Here is an 18,581-nt window from a genome sequence, read left to right on the forward strand (position 1 = left end):
ATCTCATGTCCCCTGACCAGCTTGGCTATGCTGGCGGCCGCCTCGATCGCGCCGATCATATCCGGATGAAGCCGGACCTTGTGGCGCAGGCGCTTGCCTCGCCCGATGCCCGCTGTCTCGTCCTCGACGGCCTTGATCCGGTCACGCAGGACGGCCATCTCCTCATGGAGCCGCTGTCTGCCGACGCCCGGGTGGAGGAGCATCTGCTGCTCGGCATCGACGAAGCGCAGCGCCCGATCTTCGCCCGCCTTATCGAGGAAAGCGGCACGAACTTCGTCCCCAGCGCCCGCAGCCGCGCCATCGTTACCGAAGTGCCCGCCGACGAAGTCGCGCTCTATGGCGCGGCGCGCAGCCTCGTCCACTGGCATGGCCGCCATCCTTTTTGCTCGGTCTGCGGATCGCCCACTCGGCCGGAAAAGGCGGGCTGGGCGCGCCGCTGCGGCTCTTGCGATGCGGAACATTTCCCCCGCGTCGATCCGGTCGTCATCATGCTCGCCGAACATGACGGCCGGGTGCTGGTCGGACGGCAGCATAGCTGGCCGCAGGGCTTCTACTCCGCGCTCGCCGGTTTCGTGGAGCCGGGCGAAACCATCGAGGAAGCCGTTATGCGCGAGATCAAGGAAGAGGCGGGCGTCACCGTCCATTCCGTCCGCTATGTGATGAGCCAGCCCTGGCCCTTCCCCTCATCGCTTATGATCGCTTGCATCGCGCAGGCTGACGATGATGCGCTGACGCTGGATGAAACAGAGATTCAGCATGCCCTCTGGTGCAACGCAGCCGGAGTCCAAGCGGCGCTGGCAGGGGATGCAGACGCGCCCTTCACCTCGCCTCCTCCAATGGCCGTTGCCCACCATCTCCTCAAACACTGGGCCGATGCGCAGGTTGCCCAGCCGGGTTCAAGCGCGTAAGGCCCATGGCCTGACGCCTCACCCCTCAGCAGGAACGCCCCGCACCCATGCTCAGCCTTGAAGAAGCCCAGTCCCGCGCGCAGGATCTGGTGACGGCGGCTCGCAGGGCCGGGGCGGACGCGGCCGACGCCATCTATGCCTGCAATGCCTCGACCACGGTCGCGGTGCGCCTTGGCGCGCTGGAGGATGTGGAGCGATCGGAAGGCGAGGAAATCGGCCTGCGTGTCTTCGTCGGTCAGCGCTCCGCCAGCATCGCCGCGTCGGACATGAATCCCGCGACCTTGAGCACGCTGGTCGATCGTTCGATCGCCATGGCGCGGGAGGCACCGGAAGATCCCTATGCGGGCCTCGCGCCTGAAGACAGGTTGCTGCGCGGCACCTTGCCCGCACTAGACCTTGCCGATCCGAGCGAGCCTGAACCCGCGAAACTGCGCGAGCGCGCCCTCGCTGTCGAGGAAGCCGCTCGCGCCATCGCAGGCGTCACCAACAGCGAAGGCGGCGGCGCATCCAACGGCCGCAGCCAGGTCGCGCTCGCCACCAGCCACGGTTTTGCCGGTGCCTATGCGGGCACTAGTCATTCGACCTGGGCCAGCGTCCTTGCGGGCACCGGCGCGGACATGCAGCGGGACCATGCCAGCCACAGCGTCCGCCATCTGGTTGATCTCGATGATGCCGCGACGATCGGCACCCGCGCGGGGGAGCGCGCCGTTGCCCGCCTCAACCCCGCCAAACTCGAAAGCGGCGTCCTTCCCATCCTGTTCGACCCGCGCATCGGCTCCAGCCTGCTCGGCCATCTGATCGGTGGTATCGTCGGCCCCGCCATCGCCCGGCGATCGAGCTTCCTGCTCGATTCCCTCGGGGAGAAGCTGTTCGACAGCGCCATCACCATCATCGACGATCCGCTCCGTCCGCGCGGAATGCGCTCGCGCCCCTTCGACGGTGAGGGACTGCCGGTCGCCCGCCGCGCCCTGATCGATGCGGGCGTGCTGACCGGCTGGCTGATGGAAAGCGCTTCCGCCCGCCAGCTCGGCCTCCAGCCCACCGGCCATGCCAGCCGGGGCGGCAGCGGCGCGCCCGGCGCAGGCGTCACCAATGTGCATATGGAACCGGGTGACATCTCTCCCGCCGCGCTGATGGCGGACATAAAGCGCGGCCTTTATGTCACCGAACTGATCGGCATGGGCGTGAACGGCGTCACCGGCGACTATAGCCGCGGCGCGGCTGGCTTCCTGATCGAAGATGGCGTGATCACCCGCCCGGTTTCGGAAATCACCATCGCCAGCCATTTGAAGGACATGTTCCGCGCCCTCGTTCCCGCGAACGACCTTGTATTCCGCTATGGCATGAACGTGCCCACGATCCGCATTGACGGGATGACCGTTGCCGGGGGCTGAGATCGATCTGCGCGCGCTCGTCGGCGCGGTATCGGACGCGGCCGACCGAGCGCTTACCCTCTGGGCGGGCGGCCAGACGCAGGTGCGCCAATGGGAAAAGGTCCCCGGCCATCCTGTGTGCGAGGCGGACCTCGAAATTGACGAGATGCTCCGCCAGAGCCTCAGCGTCATCGACCCCACCGCCGGATGGCTGTCGGAAGAAACCGCCGACACCGTCCATCGCCTCGACCTTGCCCGTGTCTGGGTGGTCGATCCGATCGACGGCACCCGTGACTATCTGCGGGGTCGTCCGGGCTGGTCCGTGTCGGTCGCGCTGGTTGAACATGGCGCGGTGCGCATCGGCATCCTCGCCGCGCCTGCCCGCAACGAATTGTGGATCGCGCGCGCAGGGGAGGGCGCCACCCGCAACGGCCGCACGCTTTCCGCAGGGTCCCGCATGATCCTGCCCGGCGCCCGTGTCCCCGCCGATCAACTCCCCCGCTACGACCGCGACCTCGTCACAGTCCACAAACCCAACAGCATCGCGCTGCGCATGGCGATGGTCGCCGCCGATGAGGCCGACCTTGTCGCCACCGTCCGCTGGGGCAATGAATGGGATGTCGCCGCCGCCGCCCTGATCGCGCAGGAAGCGGGGGCGACCGTCACCGACGCGCTCGGCGTCCCCCTGTCCTTCAACCGCCCGGATCCCACCGCCTTCGGCCTGCTATGCACAGCCCCCGGCATCCACGAAGCAGCGACCCAGCGCCTCGCCCCCCGCGCCCGCGAATTGCTGCGCGATCAGAGCATCGTCCGTTAAACTACGCCCCGTTCGGGCTCAGGGAGAACCGGTTTAAAACGGCGTTCCCGGATCGCAGCGTTTCACCACCCCCGCAGGCAACGCTTCACGCAGCCGTTGGCGCACCACCCGTGCCCAGATATGATAGCCCGCCGGGTTCATATGGACGCCATCGGGCCGGTAATTATCGCCCGTCCTGCCATTGATCAGCAGCGGCGAGGTAATATCGACATAATAGGCCTGCCGCATCCAGGGCAGGAGCCGCTGGGCCGCTGCATTATACAATTGCTGCGCCGGGAAGTGAGTCCAGCGGCCAGGGCTCGGCTTCATCGACAGCACCAGCACCGGCACATCGCCCATTATCTGGCGGCGCAGTTCCAGAAAGGCCGCCAGGTTGCGCACCACTGTCCGCACTGGCACGTCGCGCGCAATGTCATTTTCGCCAGCGTAGAGGATGATAGCGGCGGGCCTTGCCTCGCCCCGCACATTGGCGAAGCGCGGTACGATTTCGCCAAAGCCCGTATCGTCAATGCCGCGATTATAGGTGGCCCACGGCGCCATGTCCCGCTCAAGGCTGGTCCAGCGATGGATTGAGGAACTGCCGATGAACCAGAGCGCGCAGCCTTCCGCCCGGGGGGGCGCGTCGGGCAGACCGGCGCTCGCATCGCGATAATGCTGAAAAGCAGCCCAGCCGCCGAAGATCAGGCAGAAGACGGCCACCGCCATCACCGCCTTTGCAGCCCGCGACTTTTCCAGCCGCTCAAGAGCGCCCATCCCCATCGAAAGTTATAGGTAGAGTATTTTTCGTGCCTGAAAAGCAGGAAAATAATCTGTGTTAACTAAGCGGCAAGGGTCGTGACGGCATCGTTCCGACTGGGGTGTGCGGGAAATGTCGTGACGAAGAATCCATCGATCGACCTGGCCAAGGGCGTGCTCATGCTGCTCGTCATGGCTGGTCATGCCATGGAACTGGTCGGCGCTCATGGTCTTATTCTGTGGGTAGGATCGGGCTTTCGTATGCCGTTGATGCTTGGCATTTCCGGCTACCTCCTCAACGTCACCCGCATTCGCGGCGGTAGTTTTACCGAACTGCTATCCCGTTATGGACGGCGCATGCTGCTGCCATGGTTGGTCGCGACCATTATCTATCTGATTTCCAGCCAATGGCTCATGTCATGGACCACGCTTTTTGACGTGCTGCTCCGACCGCCTTTCCATCTCTGGTACGTTCCGGTCCTTTTCTTTCTCATCCTTATGACCTGGATGTTGCCCTTCTCGCCACTGATACTGCTCGCCCTCAGCGCGCCTTGCAGTCTGGCCGTCATGTATGCGTTCGGGCTGGGTCATGGTCCGATCTTCGACGGTCTCTTCGCGCCCGATAGCCGCTTTCTGCGCTACTCAGTCTATTTCTTCTTTGGGATGACGCTTGCGCAGACTGCTTTGCCGCGCCGTTTCCTGGCTCCCACCCTGCTTCTCTGCGGTCTGGGCCTAGCCTGGTGGTCGGGGCTTTATCGCAGCGGTTGGGAACTGGCTTATGTTCCCGCACGCCTGCTGATGTGCCTCGGTCTCATCGCGCTGCTGCCGCTCACGACGGCAGTCAGGCTTGAAGTGCTTCCTTTAAACGCGATTGGCCGCAACAGCCTGTTTTTCTACCTTTGGCACCCGCTGCTGATGGGATCGATGATCCTTACCGGGATCGGTCCCTCCGCAACGCTGGCGCTTTCCATTTTGCTGCTGGCTATCGGCAGCCGCTTTACCGCGTATAACGGGCTTGCTGCGCTGCTCTTGGGAGCGAGCCCAGTGAAGCAGCGCACCCAACAGGCTGCTCCCACACCCGCACTCGCTACGCCCTAAAGCCTGCCGTATTTTGCCTCGAACCCGGCAGTGTCGCCAGCCGCCAGATATTTCGCCTGATCAACCCATTGGTCGCGCACCGGGCGACCCTTGAAATTGCCGAGCTTCGTATCGATCGCCGCGATGTCGGCTTCGCTCCAATTGGCGATTTGCGCATAGCGGGTCACGCCCAGTTCGATCAGCAGCTGGTTGAGCTTGGGACCGACCCCCTTCAACCTCAGCAGATTGTCATGCGCGTCCGATGTGGGCGCTACTGCCGGAGCAGCGGCCACCGGCTGTGATACCGGCGCGACTACAGGCTGAGGCTCAGCCGCGATTGTCGTGGGTGCAACGGTCACCGGCTCTGCGGCGGCGGGCGCTACCGGCGGTTCTTGCCATTCCACAACGGGGGCACGCTCGGGCGGGGCGTTGTCGATGGGCGTCTTGCGCCCCGACAGTAGGAACACGACGCCGATCAGGACCAGCAAGCCGATCAACAACCACAGGCCATAGTCCATGAAAAATTCCTGCATCACGCTCCCTCCCGTTTTTCAGGCTCTTATCTAAGGGCGCTGGCGCACGATCGGCAAGAGCCTGCGTTGGATGCCTTCAGCGCCCCTCGCGCTCCACTTCGCGCCAGCCAATGTCGCGACGGCAAAATCCGGTCGGAAAGTCGATGGCATCCACCGCCCGATAGGCCGCTGCCTGCGCCTCGCCCACGCTGCTGCCGCTCGCCGTGACGTTCAGCACTCGTCCGCCATTGGCGACCAGCACGCCATCCTTGTACGCCGTTCCTGCATGGAAAACCCGCGCGCCACCAGCTTCCGCCGCTTCGATGCCGCCGATCGCGCCGCCCTTTTCCGGCGTGCCCGGATAGCCGTTCGCCGCCATCACTACCGTCAATGCGGTGCGGTCGGCCAGCTTTACCGGCCCCTGCTCCGCCAGCCGTTCCTGCGCCACCGCCAGCAGCAGTTCGACCAGATCGCCGTCGAAGCGCATCATCAGAACCTGGCATTCCGGATCGCCGAAACGCGCGTTATATTCGATCAGCTTCGGCCCCTCATCGGTCAGCATCAGTCCCGCATAAAGCACGCCCGAATAAGGCGTCCCCTCGGCGGCCAACGTTTCAACGGTCGGCCGGATGATCTTCTCGATCACTTCAGCTTCCAACTCGGGCGTCAGCACCCGCGCCGGGCTATAAGCGCCCATCCCGCCGGTATTGGGGCCGGTATCGCCGTCACCCACCCGCTTATGGTCCTGCGCGGAGCCGAAGGGCAGGATGGCGCTGCCGTCGGTCAGAGCGAAGAAGCTCGCCTCCTCGCCCGTCATAAACTCTTCCAAGACTACTTCCGCGCCCGCCGCGCCAAATGCGCCGGAGAACATGTCCTCGATCGCTTCGACGGCCTGATCGCGCGTCTCCGCAATAATCACGCCCTTGCCAGCCGCCAAGCCATCGGCCTTGATCACCACCGGCAGGCCGAAGTCGCCAAGCGCCGCGATCGCACCATCCTTGCTGTGGGTGCGCTCATAGGCGGCGGTCGGAATGTGCGCGCGCTTGCACAAATCCTTGGTGAAGCCCTTGGACCCTTCCAGTTGCGCGGCCTTCTTGCCCGGCCCGAACACCGGATAGCCCTTGACCCGCAGATTGTCGGCCAGCCCATCGACCAGCGGCGCTTCCGGCCCGATCACCACCAGCCCGATCGCATGGCGCAGGCAGAAATCGACCACCGCGCGATGATCCGTGGCATCCAGGTCGACCAACGTCGCATGCTGGGCTATGCCGGGATTACCGGGCGCTGCATAAAGGGTCGTGAGGCTGGGCGATTGCGCCAGCTTCCAGGCCAAAGCATGTTCGCGGCCGCCGCTGCCCAACAAAAGGATGTTCATTTCGCCCATGTCCCCGGAATATGAAGCTGGTTTGGATGCATCGGGCCGCCTGTTAGCCGAGGAACGGGCGGGGGACAACGCGCCGCCGCTTTCGGTGAGCGAATTGTCGGCCATATTGAAGCGCACGGTCGAGGATCGCTTCGGCCATGTCCGCTTGCGCGGCGAGATTTCCGGCTTCAAGCGCGCTGCGTCGGGCCACCTCTATCTGTGCCTGAAGGATGACAATGCCGTCATCGACGGGGTGATGTGGAAGGGCGGGGCGCAGCGCCTGCCCTTCGCGCCGCAGGACGGGGTGGAGGTGATCGCCACCGGGAAGCTCACCACCTATCCCGGCCGCTCCAAATATCAGATCGTGATCGAGCGGATGGAGCTGGCGGGCGAGGGCGCGCTGATGGCGCTGCTCGAAAAGCTTAAAGCAAAGCTTGCGGCCGAGGGACTGTTCGACCGCTCCGCCAAACGCCCGCTCCCCTTCATGCCGCGCACCATCGGCGTCGTGACGTCGCCCACCGGCGCAGTCATTCGGGACATCCTCCACCGTCTGGAGGACCGCTGTCCCACCAATGTCCTGCTCTGGCCGGTGCTGGTGCAAGGGCAGGGGGCGGCAGAGCAAGTCGCCCGCGCCGTGCGCGGCTTTTCGGCCATGCAGCCTGGCGGCCCGCTGCCTCGTCCCGACCTCGTCATCGTCGCGCGCGGCGGTGGATCGGTTGAGGATCTTTGGAGCTTCAACGAGGAAATCGTCGTCCGGGCTGTGGCGGAATGTTCGATCCCGGTCATCTCCGCCGTCGGCCATGAAACCGACACCACACTCTGCGACTATGCCGCCGACATGCGCGCGCCTACGCCGACCGCCGCAGCCGAAATGGCGGTGCCGGTGCGCGCCGATCTGATGGCGATGCTGACCGAACAGGGCCTGCGCATGAACCGTGCGGTGCGTCGCGGTGCCGCGCAGGCGCGCGAGCGGCTGGAGGTGCAGGCCCGGCTCATGCCCACCCCCGACATGCTGCTTGCTCCCCAGCGGCAGCGGCTCGACCAGCTGTCCGGCGATCTTGGCAATGGTCTGCGCCACCGCGTCGCCGACGCGCGCGCGCATCTGGGGCAAGCCGGCGGCGCGCTCCGTCCCGCGCTCCTGCACCAGCATTTGAGCCGGGCGAAGGAACGGCTCGACCGTCAGCGCCTGCGCCCCGATTATCTGACCCGCGTTTTTCACGACCGCGCCACCGCCTTCGACCGCCTGTCGCGCCTTTTTGTCTCGGTCAATCCCGACCTGCCGCTCAAGCGCGGCTTCGCCCGCGTCATGGCGGGGGACCGCCTCGTCAGGACGGTCGATGAAGCCCGTGCGGCAGGCACGGTCTCACTTCATTTCGACGATGGCGCGGTCGCGGCGACGGTGGAAAGCGGCCCGTCATCGCCAGCCCTTGAGAAGGCGCCGCCGCAAGCTATATCCCCATCATCCCGCCCTTCCCGCAAATCGCAGGAGGGCGGCGAAACCCGCCAGCAGGACCTGTTCTCTTGATGTGCATGAATGTGAAAAAGGCCGCCTGATCCCATGCTGATGTCCAACCGCGATCGTCCGGCTCGCCTGCACTATATGGCCTACAGCTTCCGCGTGCTTCAGGCGGGCGATCATGTCGTTTGCGCCGTCACGGGCCAGCAGATCGCGCTCGACGACCTTCGCTATTGGAGCATCGCCCGGCAGGAACCCTATGCCAGCGCCGAAGCCTCGGCCCAGGCGGAGATGAAGGCGCGCGGCCTGCGATGAAATGCTGGGCAGCCGCGCTTCTGCTGATGACAGGCAGTGTGGGCGCGGCGAGCAATCCGGTTCCCGTTCCCGCCATCGGCATCACCCTTCAGGGCACCGCGCAGCAGGGCGGCACGCTCATCGGCACCGCGCCGCCCGCCACGGCGGAATTGCGCCTCGATAATCAACTCGTCCGCGTCGATCCCGATGGCCGCTTCCTCATCGCCTTCGACCGTGACGCCGGGCCGCAGGCGCGCCTCACCGCCCGCCTCTCCGATGGCCGCACAATCAGCCAGACCATCAGCATCGCCTCACGCGCCTGGCGGATAGAGCGCCTCAATACGCCGCTCCGCCCGGTGCGCGACAATGAAGCCTTCCTCGCGCTTCGCCGCCCGGAACTGGCACAGATCGCCACCGCCCGCGCGCAGGAAACCGGCGCCCAAGGCTGGCGCCAGCGCTTCCTCTGGCCGCGCGTCGGGCGCATCTCCGGCCTATTCGGATCGCAGCGCGTCTATCAAGGCGTACCCGGCGCCTATCATGGCGGCATCGATATCGCCGGGGCGACCGGCGATCCCGTTCTGGCGCCTGCTGACGGCGTGGTGACGCTGGCGGCCGATCACCCGTTTACGCTCGAGGGAAATCTGCTGATGATCGACCATGGCCATGGCCTCACCAGCGCCTTCCTTCACCTCTCCCGCATCGACGTGCAGCTTGGCCAAGCCGTCCGCCAAGGTCAGCGCATCGGCGCGGTTGGTGCGACCGGCCGCGCGACAGGTCCGCATCTTCACTGGGGTTTGCGCTGGAATGAAGCGCGGATCGACCCGCTTCTGCTCACCGGACCAATGCCAGCAAACTGAACTGAGATGCATTTGCGCAACTTAGTGTAACCTGTGGCAATGACAGAGCATCAAAGTTCCGCCTGCCATAAATGACTGCAAATAAAGTTGTTAAACGAACGTAAAACCGCGCTTATCGCCTATGTGGCAAATTTACGACAGTGAAACAGCAAAGTGCGCTCCGCTCCCTAGCATTGCTTTACACGCATAAAACGACTGCGCAGACTATCGCACAGCACGGATGAAGAGGGGTTTGCTGTCGGGCTCCTAACGCCCCTCTCCATGCGTCGGAAACTAGGCGCAGGTTCGCTTGCGTCGCTCCAGAGCAAGGGACTGGACTGTGAAGAAAATCTCGAACAATGCGTGGCTGCGCAATAGCGCAGCGCTGCAGGCGCTCGCATGCGCGGGCGCCGGTTTCGCGGCGCTCGCCGCTCCTGCCTTTGCGCAGGACACTCCGGCTGGCACCGTGGCCGAAGAACCTCAAGCGACCATCGTGGTCACCGGCTCCATCCTGCGGCAGGACGTGAACAACACGCCTTCGCCGATATCAGTCCTGACGTCCGAATCGCTTGAACAGCGCGGCATCCAGACCACGCAGGAAGCACTTCAGCGCATATCGTCCAACAATGGCGCTGCGCTCACCAACAGCTTTTCGGCGAACGGAGCCTTCGCGGCGGGTGCATCGGCCGTATCGCTGCGCGGCCTCACCACCAGTTCCACGCTGGTCCTTTTCGATGGCCAGCGCGCCGCTTATTATCCGCTGGCGGATGACGCGACGCGCAACTTCGTCGATCTGAACACCATTCCGGACGACATCGTCGATCGTGTCGAAGTGCTGCGCGACGGCGCCTCATCGACCTACGGTGCGGACGCCATCGCGGGCGTCATCAACGTCATCACGAAAAAGCAGTTCAAGGGCATTGGAGGGCGCATTGAAGGCGGCCTCACCGAGCGCGGCGATGGCGAAAACTATCGTATCAGCCTTACCGCAGGCACCGGCGACCTCGGCCGCGACGGCTACAACATCTACGCCAGCGGCTTCTGGTATCGCCAGAACGCCCTCTACAACCGCGACCGGCCTTACCCGTATAACTCGCAGGATCAGTCGGGCATCTGCCGCGACGGGGTCTGCGGGCCTCAGGTTGGTCCCAATGGCGGCTCGATCAATCCGTCGAGCACTGGCTATGTTGGCTGGGCCGATGCGACCTCCTCAAGCGATCGCCGCTCCTTCGCGACCACCTTCTTCGTTGCTCCCACCGATTCTCTTAGCGCGCTCGATGATCCGCTCGGGCGCTACCAGTTTCTCAACCCGGCAGCAGGTTGTATCGCAGGCGAAACGCCCTATACGCTCACTCCGGCCGAGCTTGCCGATACCGACCAGAACGCCTTCGCCCCCAACACTGTTTGCCAAGGCGATCTGGTGCGCCAATATGGCGTTATCTCGCCCCGTATCGAACGTTTCGGCGGCGCGCTGAAGGCGACTGTCGCGGTCACCGACGATATCGAAGCGTCCTTCACTGCCAATTATTTGCAAAGCAAGGTAAGTTATAGCGGTGAACCGGCGACTATCCGTGCCAATGGCCCGGCAGGCATCGCGTTTCCCCGGTTCAGTACCTATAATAACGGCCTACCCAACGCTCCGGGCTCTTTCGCCCTGGCGCTGCCGGTCTATGTCTGCCCGCTGGTCAATGGTGTCCCGCAGGCTACCTGCGATGCCAGCAACGGTACGCTCAATCCGAACAACCCTTTCGCGGCACAGGGCCAACTGGCGCGCATCCTTGGCCGCATTCCCAATCTACAGGAATATAATGAGACGCTGAGCCGCACCTATCGCGGCGCCTTCTCCATTTCGGGTCCGATCACCGACAATTGGAACTTCGCGGCGGACATCGTCGGCATGCGCACCGACCTCACCCGCACGTCGAAGGGCTATGTCTACATTCAGCGGCTACTGAACGTCGTTTCCGATGGCAGCTATAATTTCGTCGACCCCCTGTCGAACAGCCAGTCGGTACTGGATTATCTGTCGCCGGATAACATCACCAAGTCGACATCAGAGCTTTATGCGGCGCAGGTGAGCTTCAACGGCACGCTGTTCGAACTGCCTGCGGGTCCGGTGCAACTTGGTTTTGGCGGCCAGATCAGGCTTGAGGCAATCAATGCTCCCAGCGCCAATGATGACTTTGCCGGGCCTACCGAGCGCTATTTCGTCCTGAACGCCTTCGGCACGAAGGGCGAGCGCGTTGTTCGATCCGGCTTCGTTGAACTGAGTGTGCCCGCATTCGAGGGCTTCGAAATCAATGGCTCGGGACGTTACGACAATTATAATAGCGGTCAGGATGCGTTCTCTCCCAAGCTGGGCTTCCGCTACAAGCCGATCGATGCGCTGACGCTGCGCGGCACCTGGTCGAAGGGGTTCCGCATACCCAGCTTTGCTGAAGCGAACGCGCTTCCGACGACGGGCTTCGTCAACAACACGGCGTCGACCTTCCCTGAATCCTATTTGGCGCAATTTGGCTGTACCCGGGACACCTTCACCAGTTGCCCGACCTATCTCAGCTCCAGCAGCTATGGTCAGACTCAGTTGGCGAGCCCCGATCTTAAGCCCGAAAAATCGACCAGCTGGACGGCGGGCGTGATCTTTGAACCGACCCGCAACATCCGCCTCAGCCTAGATTATTATAATATCAAGAAGACCGGCGCCATCATCCCCGCTCCGTTCGGGCCAGCCCTGGCGGCCTATTATACCGGTCAGGCCATTCCGGCGGGCTACAATATCATCCAGGATTCGCCCGATCCGCAGAATCCCACCGCGCTGCCGCGCGTCGCCTATGTCCAGGCGCCGCTCATCAATGCGACAACCATTCGTTCGGAAGGTCTGGATTTTGCCGCCTCGGGCCGGTTCGATTTTGGCGATGTCCGCTTCACCAGTTCGCTGGAGGCGACCTACATCATCAATCTCGACACGACCTTCGCTGACGGCAGTCGCGAAAGCTATGAAGGCACAATAGGCAATTACAGCCTGACGGCCGGTTCGGGCACACCCGAATGGCACGGTAGCTGGACGAACACGCTGGAATGGAACAAGTTGACGGTGTCCGCCACCGCCGAATTTTTCGGCGGATACAACCTTTCGGCTGAAGATGTGGAAGGCCCCGGCGCATCGGGTGGTTGCGGTCTGCTCTCGCCCCGCTTCGTCAAGTGCAACGTCGCCGACTATATCACCGTCGATCTCACCACCAGCTACAAGCTCAACGACAATTTCACGGTCTATCTGAACGTGCTCAATGTCTTTGACGATCTGCCGCCGATCGATCCGGTTACCTATGGCGCCAACAACTACAACCCGGTTCAGGGTGGCACCGGCATCTACGGCCGCGCCTACCGGCTGGGCGTGAAGGCCAACTTCTGATCTGAAGTCGTAACGCCAGGAAAAGGAAGGGGCGCGTCCGAAAGGATGCGCCCCTTTTTTGATGTAGCCCTCCCCTGAAGGGGAGGGCGATGAACATCACCCCACATTCAACTGCAAGGCCCCATCGCCCTCATCCACGTGCACGGTAGCGCCATCCGGCACCTCGCCGCGCAGAATCAGGTCCGCCAGCGGGTCCTGCAAATATCTCTGCACCGCCCGCTTCAACGGCCGCGCGCCATAGACCGGGTCATAACCGACCCGTCCCAACCAAGCCCGCGCGCCATCTGTCAGGTCCAGCTTTACCTTGCGGTCCTTAAGCAGCTTGCCGATGCGCGCGACCTGAATATCCACGATCGGCGCCATGTGGCTCGCACCCAGCCGGTGGAACAGGATCACTTCATCAAGGCGGTTGAGGAACTCCGGCCTGAAATGGCCTCGCACGATGTCCATCACCTGATCCTCGACCTTCTCGACAGGCTCATCATCGGCCAGCGAAGCGATGAACTGGCTGCCCAGGTTCGACGTCAGCACGATGATCGTGTTGGTGAAGTCCACTGTCCGGCCCTGCCCATCGGTCAGGCGGCCATCGTCCAGCACCTGCAACAGCACGTTAAACACGTCGCTGTGCGCCTTCTCGACCTCATCGAACAGCACGACCTGATAGGGCCGCCGCCGCACCGCTTCGGTCAAGACGCCACCTTCCTCATAGCCGACATAGCCCGGAGGCGCGCCGATCAGCCGGGCGACCGAATGCTTCTCCATGAACTCGCTCATGTCGATCCGCACCATCGCGCTGTCGTCGTCGAACAGGAATCCGGCGAGCGCCTTGGTCAGCTCCGTCTTGCCGACGCCCGTGGGGCCAAGAAACAGGAACGACCCAAGCGGCCGGTTTGGGTCCTGCAAGCCCGCGCGGGAGCGGCGCACGGCGGTCGATACGGCCTTCACCGCGTCGGCCTGGCCGATCACCCGCTTGCCCAGCATTTCCTCCATGGCGAGCAGCTTTTCACGCTCGCCCTCCATCATCTTGTCGACAGGAATGCCGGTCCAGCGCGACACGACCGAGGCAATGTCCTCCGGCGTCACTTCCTCGCGCAGCATCGCGCCTTCAGTAGCGCCCTCGGCCTCCGCAATCTTGCGCTCCAGATCGGGAATGCGCCCATAGGCCAGCTCGCCAGCCTTGGCGAGATCGCCCGCCCGCTGCGCCTGTTCCAGTTCCACGCGAGCTGCCTCCAGCTGTTCCTTCAGCTTGCTGTCGCCCGCGATCTTGTCCTTCTCCGCCTGCCAGCGCTGCGTCAACGCAGCGGACTGCTCCTCAAGGTTCGCGAGGTCCTCCTCCAGCGCGTCCAGGCGATCCTTGGACGCCTTGTCCGTCTCCTTCTTCAGCGCCTCGCGCTCGATCTTCAGCTGGATGATCCGCCGGTCGAGATTTTCGATCTCCTCTGGCTTACTCTCCACCTCCATCCGTAGACGGCTCGCCGCCTCGTCCATCAGGTCTATGGCCTTGTCCGGCAGGAAGCGGTCGGTGATGTAGCGGTTGGAGAGCGTCGCCGCCGACACCAGCGCGCCGTCAGTGATCCTCACGCCATGGTGCAGCTCATATTTTTCTTTGAGGCCGCGCAGGATGGAGATGGTGTCCTCCACGGTCGGCTCGCCCACGAACACCGGCTGGAACCGCCGCTGGAGCGCGGGGTCCTTCTCGACATATTTGCGATATTCATCGAGCGTCGTCGCGCCGATGCAGTGCAACTCGCCGCGAGCGAGGGCTGGCTTCAACAGATTGCCCGCGTCCATCGCGCCCTCAGACTTGCCCGCGCCGATCAGCGTGTGCATCTCGTCGATGAACAGGACGACCTGCCCTTCGGCGCCCTTCACTTCGTCCAGAACGCCCTTCAGACGCTCCTCGAACTCCCCGCGATATTTCGCGCCCGCGATCAGCGATCCCATGTCGAGCGCCATGAGCGTGCGGTCCTTGAGCGTATCGGGCACGTCGCCATTGGCGATGCGCAGCGCTAGGCCCTCCGCAATTGCGGTCTTGCCCACGCCCGGGTCGCCGATCAGCACCGGATTATTCTTGGTCCGCCGCGCCAAAATCTGGATCGTCCGCCGGATTTCCTCGTCGCGCCCGATCACCGGGTCCAGCTTGCCCTCGCGAGCCGCTTCGGTGAGGTCGCGGGCGAACTTCTTCAGCGCATCGTAGCGATCCTCCGCGCCTGCCGTGTCGGCCGTGCGCCCGCCACGCAGATCGTTGATCGCGCTATTCAGCGCCTCCGCCTTCAGTCCCGCCGCCGCCAGAGCCTTGCCCGCCGCGCTCGTGGTCGCAAGGCAAAGCGCCAGCAGCAGCCGCTCAACCGTGACAAAGCTGTCCCCGGCCTTCGCCGCCACCTGCTCGGCGCTGTCCAGCACCCGCACCGCGTCATTGTCGAGGCCCGGCGTCTGCTGCGCCCCGCTGCCCGACACCGCAGGCACCTTGGCCAGCGCCGCATCGGTTTCCCGCAGCGCGACAGCGGGATCGCCGCCCGCCGCCTTGATCAGGCCGGAAGCCATGCCCTGATTATCTTCCAGCAGCGCCTTCAGCAGATGCTCCGGACTGATCCGCTGATGGCTCATGCGGATCGCGACGGTTTGCGCCGATTGCAGGAAGCCCTTGGCGCGGTCAGTGAATTTTTCGAGGTTCATAGGAAGCCCTTCGTGAAACTGGTCACGATGTAATGTTGCATAAAAGCCACACAAGAGGCGCTACGCAATTATCCTTAGCATCGCTCGCCCACCCGGCGCAAACCTCCCCATTTTAGAGGAAGATAAGCCTTCGATCCTGACGCGCGTTCATCCAATGCATATTGCGCCGTCCCCATGCGCCGCTATGCTGCGGCCAGCCATTGCCGCCTCCCCGGCGATGATCTCCAGCTTCGATGAGGGCGCCCATGATTTTTTCCTCCACCTCGCGTCGCCTGGCTCTGTCGCTTGGCCTGTCTTCAATAAGCCTGTCGATCATCGCCCTTCCAGTCCCCGTCGCGCTTGCTGCCCCAGCGGCTCAGACGGCTCCAGCCCCGCTTTCCAGCCTCGTTTCCGCCGTCGATATTCCCTATGAGCAGTTCACGCTGAAAAACGGCCTGCGCGTCATCGTCCATACCGATCGCAAGGCTCCCGTGGTGGCGGTGTCGGTCTGGTATCATGTCGGCTCACGCTTCGAGCCTGCGGGCAAGACGGGCTTTGCTCATCTGTTCGAACATCTGATGTTCTATGGTTCGGAAAATGCCGATGGGCCATTCTTTGGACGGCTGGAGGATATCGGCGCGACCGACTGGAACGGCACGACCTGGTTCGATCGCACCAATTATTTCGAAACGGTGCCGACCGGCGCGCTCGACCGGGCATTGTTCCTCGAATCCGACCGCATGGGTCACCTGCTCGGCGCGGTGACGCAAACCAAGCTCGATGCGCAGCGCAGCGTCGTGCAGAATGAAAAGCGGATGGGCGAGAATGAGCCATACGGTCTGGTCGAATATGCCCAGCTTGCCGCCATGCTGCCCGAAGGCCATCCCTATCGCCACTCGACCATCGGATCGATGGCGGACCTGAATGCAGCCAGCCTTGCCGACGTGCAGAACTGGTTCAAGACCCATTATGGCCCTAACAACGCCGTGCTCGTGCTGGCGGGCGATATTGACCTGGCGACTGCGCGGGCGAAGGCCGAAAAATGGTTCGGCAACATCCCGACCGGTCCCGCGCCCAAGGATGTGGACGCCACCGTGCCGACGCTCGACAGGCAAGTCGACAAGCTGATGCACGACAATGTCGCGGCGACCCGCCTCTACCGCAATTGGATCGTGCCGGGTGTCAATTCGGATGACCTGCCCCAACTCGATCTGGCGATGTCGGTGTTCGGCGGTCTCAAATCCTCCCGCCTCGACAATATATTGGTGCGCGACGAGAAAGTGGCCGTCGGCGTCAAGGCCAGCATCCAGCCGTTCGAAAAGCTGTCGATCGCGGAAATCACCGTTGACGTGAAGCCGGGGCAGGACGCCGACGCCGTCGGCAGGCGGCTCGACCAATTGCTGGCCGACTATCTGGCCAAGGGTCCCACCGCCGACGAAGTTCAACGCGCCGCGACTCAGCAACTGTCGGGCACGATCGGCGGTCTGGAAAAGGTCGGCGGCTTCAGCGGCAAGGCGGTGACCCTGGCGGAAGGCGCGGTCTATTCCGACGATCCGGGCAAATATAAGAAGGACCTCGCCCTGTACGCCGCCGCCACGCCGCAGTCGGTGGGCGACGCCGCCCGCAAATGGCTCGGGCGTCCGGCATTCCGGCTGACGGTGGCGCCCGGTGAACGGACGGCGGAGGATAATGCGCTCGCGGGCAACGCCACGCACCACCCCGCCTATTTCCGCGATCCCAAAAAGCCCGCGCCGGTAGCCGCCACGCCTCCGCCACCCACACGGGTCGCCGAACCGCCAATCGAGCCGGTCAAGGATCTGGATTTTCCCGCTGTCGAGGAAGCGCGGCTCAAGAACGGCATTCCGGTCGTTTTCGCCCGGCGCGCGACCGTCCCGGTGGTGCGGGTGTCGGTGTCCTTCGACGCGGGCAACGCAGCCGACGACAAGGCAAAACTGGGCACGGCCGCGCTGACCACGGCCCTGCTGGATGAAGGAACGAAAACGCGCAGTTCGGTGCAGATTGCGGAAGAACAGGAACGGCTGGGCGCGTCGATCGGCGCGAGCAACGGCATGGATAGCACCAATGTCGGCCTCTATGCGCTCAAGCCAAATCTCGATGCGTCGCTCGGCCTGCTCGCCGACGTCATTCGCAACCCCGCCTTCGCTCCAGCAGAGGTGGAGCGCATCCGGGGCCAGCTGCTGACCCGCATCGCTGCCGAAAAGACCGAGCCGATGCCGATCGCCCAGCGCCTGCTGCCGCCGTTGCTTTATGGCACGGCACATCCCTACGGCATCCCCTTCACCGGATCGGGCACGGCCAGCGGCGTCAAGGCGGCGACCCGCGCTGACCTTGCCGCCTTCCATGACAAATGGATGCGGCCTGACAATGCCACCATCTTCGTGACCGGCGACGCCAGCCTGGCCGAAATCATGCCGCTGCTCGAAAAGCGCTTCGGCGACTGGAGGGCGCCTGCCGTGGCCAAGGGCAAGAAGCTGTTCCGCATGGACCGGATGGCGCGCCCGGCGCGGATCATCCTGGTCGACAAGCCGCAAAGCCCGCAATCGATGATCCTGGCGGGCCTGTTGACGGGCAAGCAGGGCACCGACAACCCATTGACGCTGCAGACCGCCAACGAAGTGCTGGGCGGCAGCTCCACCTCGCGGCTGATCATGGACCTGCGTGAAACGAAAGGCTGGGCCTATTCCGCTGGCACCGCGTTGCCCGGCGTCAAGGAAACCATCCCGCTGCTCGTCTATGCTCCCGTCCAGACCGACAAGACTGGCGCGTCCATCGCCGCCGCGCGTCAGGACATTGTCGATTTCCTGACCGCCAAGGGCACGACAGAGGCCGAACGCAACCAGACCATCAACAGCCAGATCCTGTCGCTGCCGGGCAGCTTCGAAACATCGTCGGACCTGATGGGGGCGATGATGCGCAACCGCCTGCTCGGCCGTCCGGACGATTTTTATGAAACGCTGCCGGGCCTCTACCGCGCGATGACCGCCGCCGACCTTGACAAGGCCGCGCGAGAGGCGATCGATCCCGCGCAGCTGATCTGGGTCGTCGTGGGCGATGCGAAGCTCGTCCGACCACAGCTTGACGCGCTGGGCCTGCCCGTCGAAATGGGAACCCTTGCCGATTGA

13 protein-coding genes are annotated in these 18,581 nt (G+C 63.8%); 9 read left to right on the forward strand and 4 right to left on the reverse strand.

Going from position 1 to position 18,581, the window contains the following annotated elements:
• Positions 1–5 precede the first annotated feature (5 nt).
• Genes nudC through ACZ51H_RS11665 form a run of 3 tightly spaced genes read left to right on the forward strand, consistent with a single transcriptional unit; the run spans position 6 to position 3,098 of the window.
• Positions 6–908 carry an NAD(+) diphosphatase gene (gene nudC, locus ACZ51H_RS11655; protein WP_464801927.1) on the forward strand — a complete coding sequence of 301 codons (903 nt, stop codon included), beginning with the start codon at positions 6–8 and terminating at the stop codon, positions 906–908.
• A gap of 47 nt (positions 909–955) precedes the next feature.
• Positions 956–2,302 (forward strand): TldD/PmbA family protein, encoded by a 1,347-nt coding sequence (locus tag ACZ51H_RS11660; RefSeq protein ID WP_464801928.1) that lies wholly within the window; start codon positions 956–958, stop codon positions 2,300–2,302.
• Positions 2,289–3,098, forward strand: a complete 810-nt coding sequence (locus tag ACZ51H_RS11665; protein WP_464801929.1) for an inositol monophosphatase family protein — start codon at positions 2,289–2,291, stop codon at positions 3,096–3,098. The genes ACZ51H_RS11660 and ACZ51H_RS11665 overlap by 14 nt, the downstream gene beginning before the upstream one ends.
• A 33-nt stretch (positions 3,099–3,131) precedes the next feature.
• On the opposite strand, the gene ACZ51H_RS11670 is transcribed toward ACZ51H_RS11665, so the two are convergent.
• Entirely contained in the window at positions 3,132–3,851 is a 720-nt protein-coding gene (locus tag ACZ51H_RS11670; RefSeq protein WP_464801930.1) for a GDSL-type esterase/lipase family protein, read from the reverse strand.
• Between the two features lie 120 nt (positions 3,852–3,971).
• Here ACZ51H_RS11670 and ACZ51H_RS11675 point away from each other — a divergent pair, with 120 nt between their 5' ends.
• Positions 3,972–4,931 carry an acyltransferase family protein gene (locus ACZ51H_RS11675; RefSeq protein ID WP_460987108.1) on the forward strand — a complete coding sequence of 320 codons (960 nt, stop codon included), beginning with the start codon at positions 3,972–3,974 and terminating at the stop codon, positions 4,929–4,931.
• On the opposite strand, the gene ACZ51H_RS11680 is transcribed toward ACZ51H_RS11675, so the two are convergent.
• Both ACZ51H_RS11680 and purD read right to left on the reverse strand, forming a co-directional pair.
• A complete protein-coding gene (locus ACZ51H_RS11680) occupies positions 4,928–5,443 on the reverse strand; it encodes a hypothetical protein (protein ID WP_464801931.1) in 516 nt (171 codons plus the stop codon). The genes ACZ51H_RS11675 and ACZ51H_RS11680 overlap by 4 nt on opposite strands.
• 76 nt (positions 5,444–5,519) lie before the next feature.
• Positions 5,520–6,797, reverse strand: coding sequence for a phosphoribosylamine--glycine ligase (gene purD / locus ACZ51H_RS11685; RefSeq protein WP_464801932.1), 1,278 nt, complete (start codon positions 6,795–6,797; stop codon positions 5,520–5,522).
• A gap of 7 nt (positions 6,798–6,804) precedes the next feature.
• On the opposite strand from purD, the gene xseA reads away from it, so the two are divergent.
• The 4 genes from xseA (at position 6,805) to ACZ51H_RS11705 (ending at position 12,783) form a co-directional block, all read left to right on the forward strand.
• On the forward strand, positions 6,805–8,310 hold the full coding sequence (gene xseA, locus ACZ51H_RS11690) for an exodeoxyribonuclease VII large subunit (protein ID WP_464801933.1): 1,506 nt from the start codon (positions 6,805–6,807) through the stop codon (positions 8,308–8,310).
• A gap of 33 nt (positions 8,311–8,343) precedes the next feature.
• Complete coding sequence (locus ACZ51H_RS11695; RefSeq protein ID WP_464801934.1) at positions 8,344–8,556, forward strand: DUF2093 domain-containing protein; 213 nt, start codon at positions 8,344–8,346, stop codon at positions 8,554–8,556.
• Complete coding sequence (locus ACZ51H_RS11700) at positions 8,553–9,392, forward strand: M23 family metallopeptidase (protein ID WP_464801935.1); 840 nt, start codon at positions 8,553–8,555, stop codon at positions 9,390–9,392. The genes ACZ51H_RS11695 and ACZ51H_RS11700 overlap by 4 nt, the downstream gene beginning before the upstream one ends.
• A 319-nt stretch (positions 9,393–9,711) precedes the next feature.
• Complete coding sequence (locus tag ACZ51H_RS11705) at positions 9,712–12,783, forward strand: TonB-dependent receptor plug domain-containing protein (RefSeq protein WP_464801936.1); 3,072 nt, start codon at positions 9,712–9,714, stop codon at positions 12,781–12,783.
• A gap of 96 nt (positions 12,784–12,879) precedes the next feature.
• Here the strand turns inward: ACZ51H_RS11705 and clpB are convergent, their stop codons facing one another.
• Positions 12,880–15,459 carry an ATP-dependent chaperone ClpB gene (gene clpB / locus ACZ51H_RS11710; RefSeq protein WP_464801937.1) on the reverse strand — a complete coding sequence of 860 codons (2,580 nt, stop codon included), beginning with the start codon at positions 15,457–15,459 and terminating at the stop codon, positions 12,880–12,882.
• Positions 15,460–15,704: 245 nt separating this feature from the next.
• Here clpB and ACZ51H_RS11715 point away from each other — a divergent pair, with 245 nt between their 5' ends.
• The gene (locus tag ACZ51H_RS11715) at positions 15,705–18,581 is read left to right on the forward strand and encodes a M16 family metallopeptidase (RefSeq protein WP_464801938.1); all 2,877 of its coding nucleotides are present in this window, start codon (positions 15,705–15,707) and stop codon (positions 18,579–18,581) included.

This window comes from Sphingobium sp. TomMM15 (assembly GCF_055397045.1).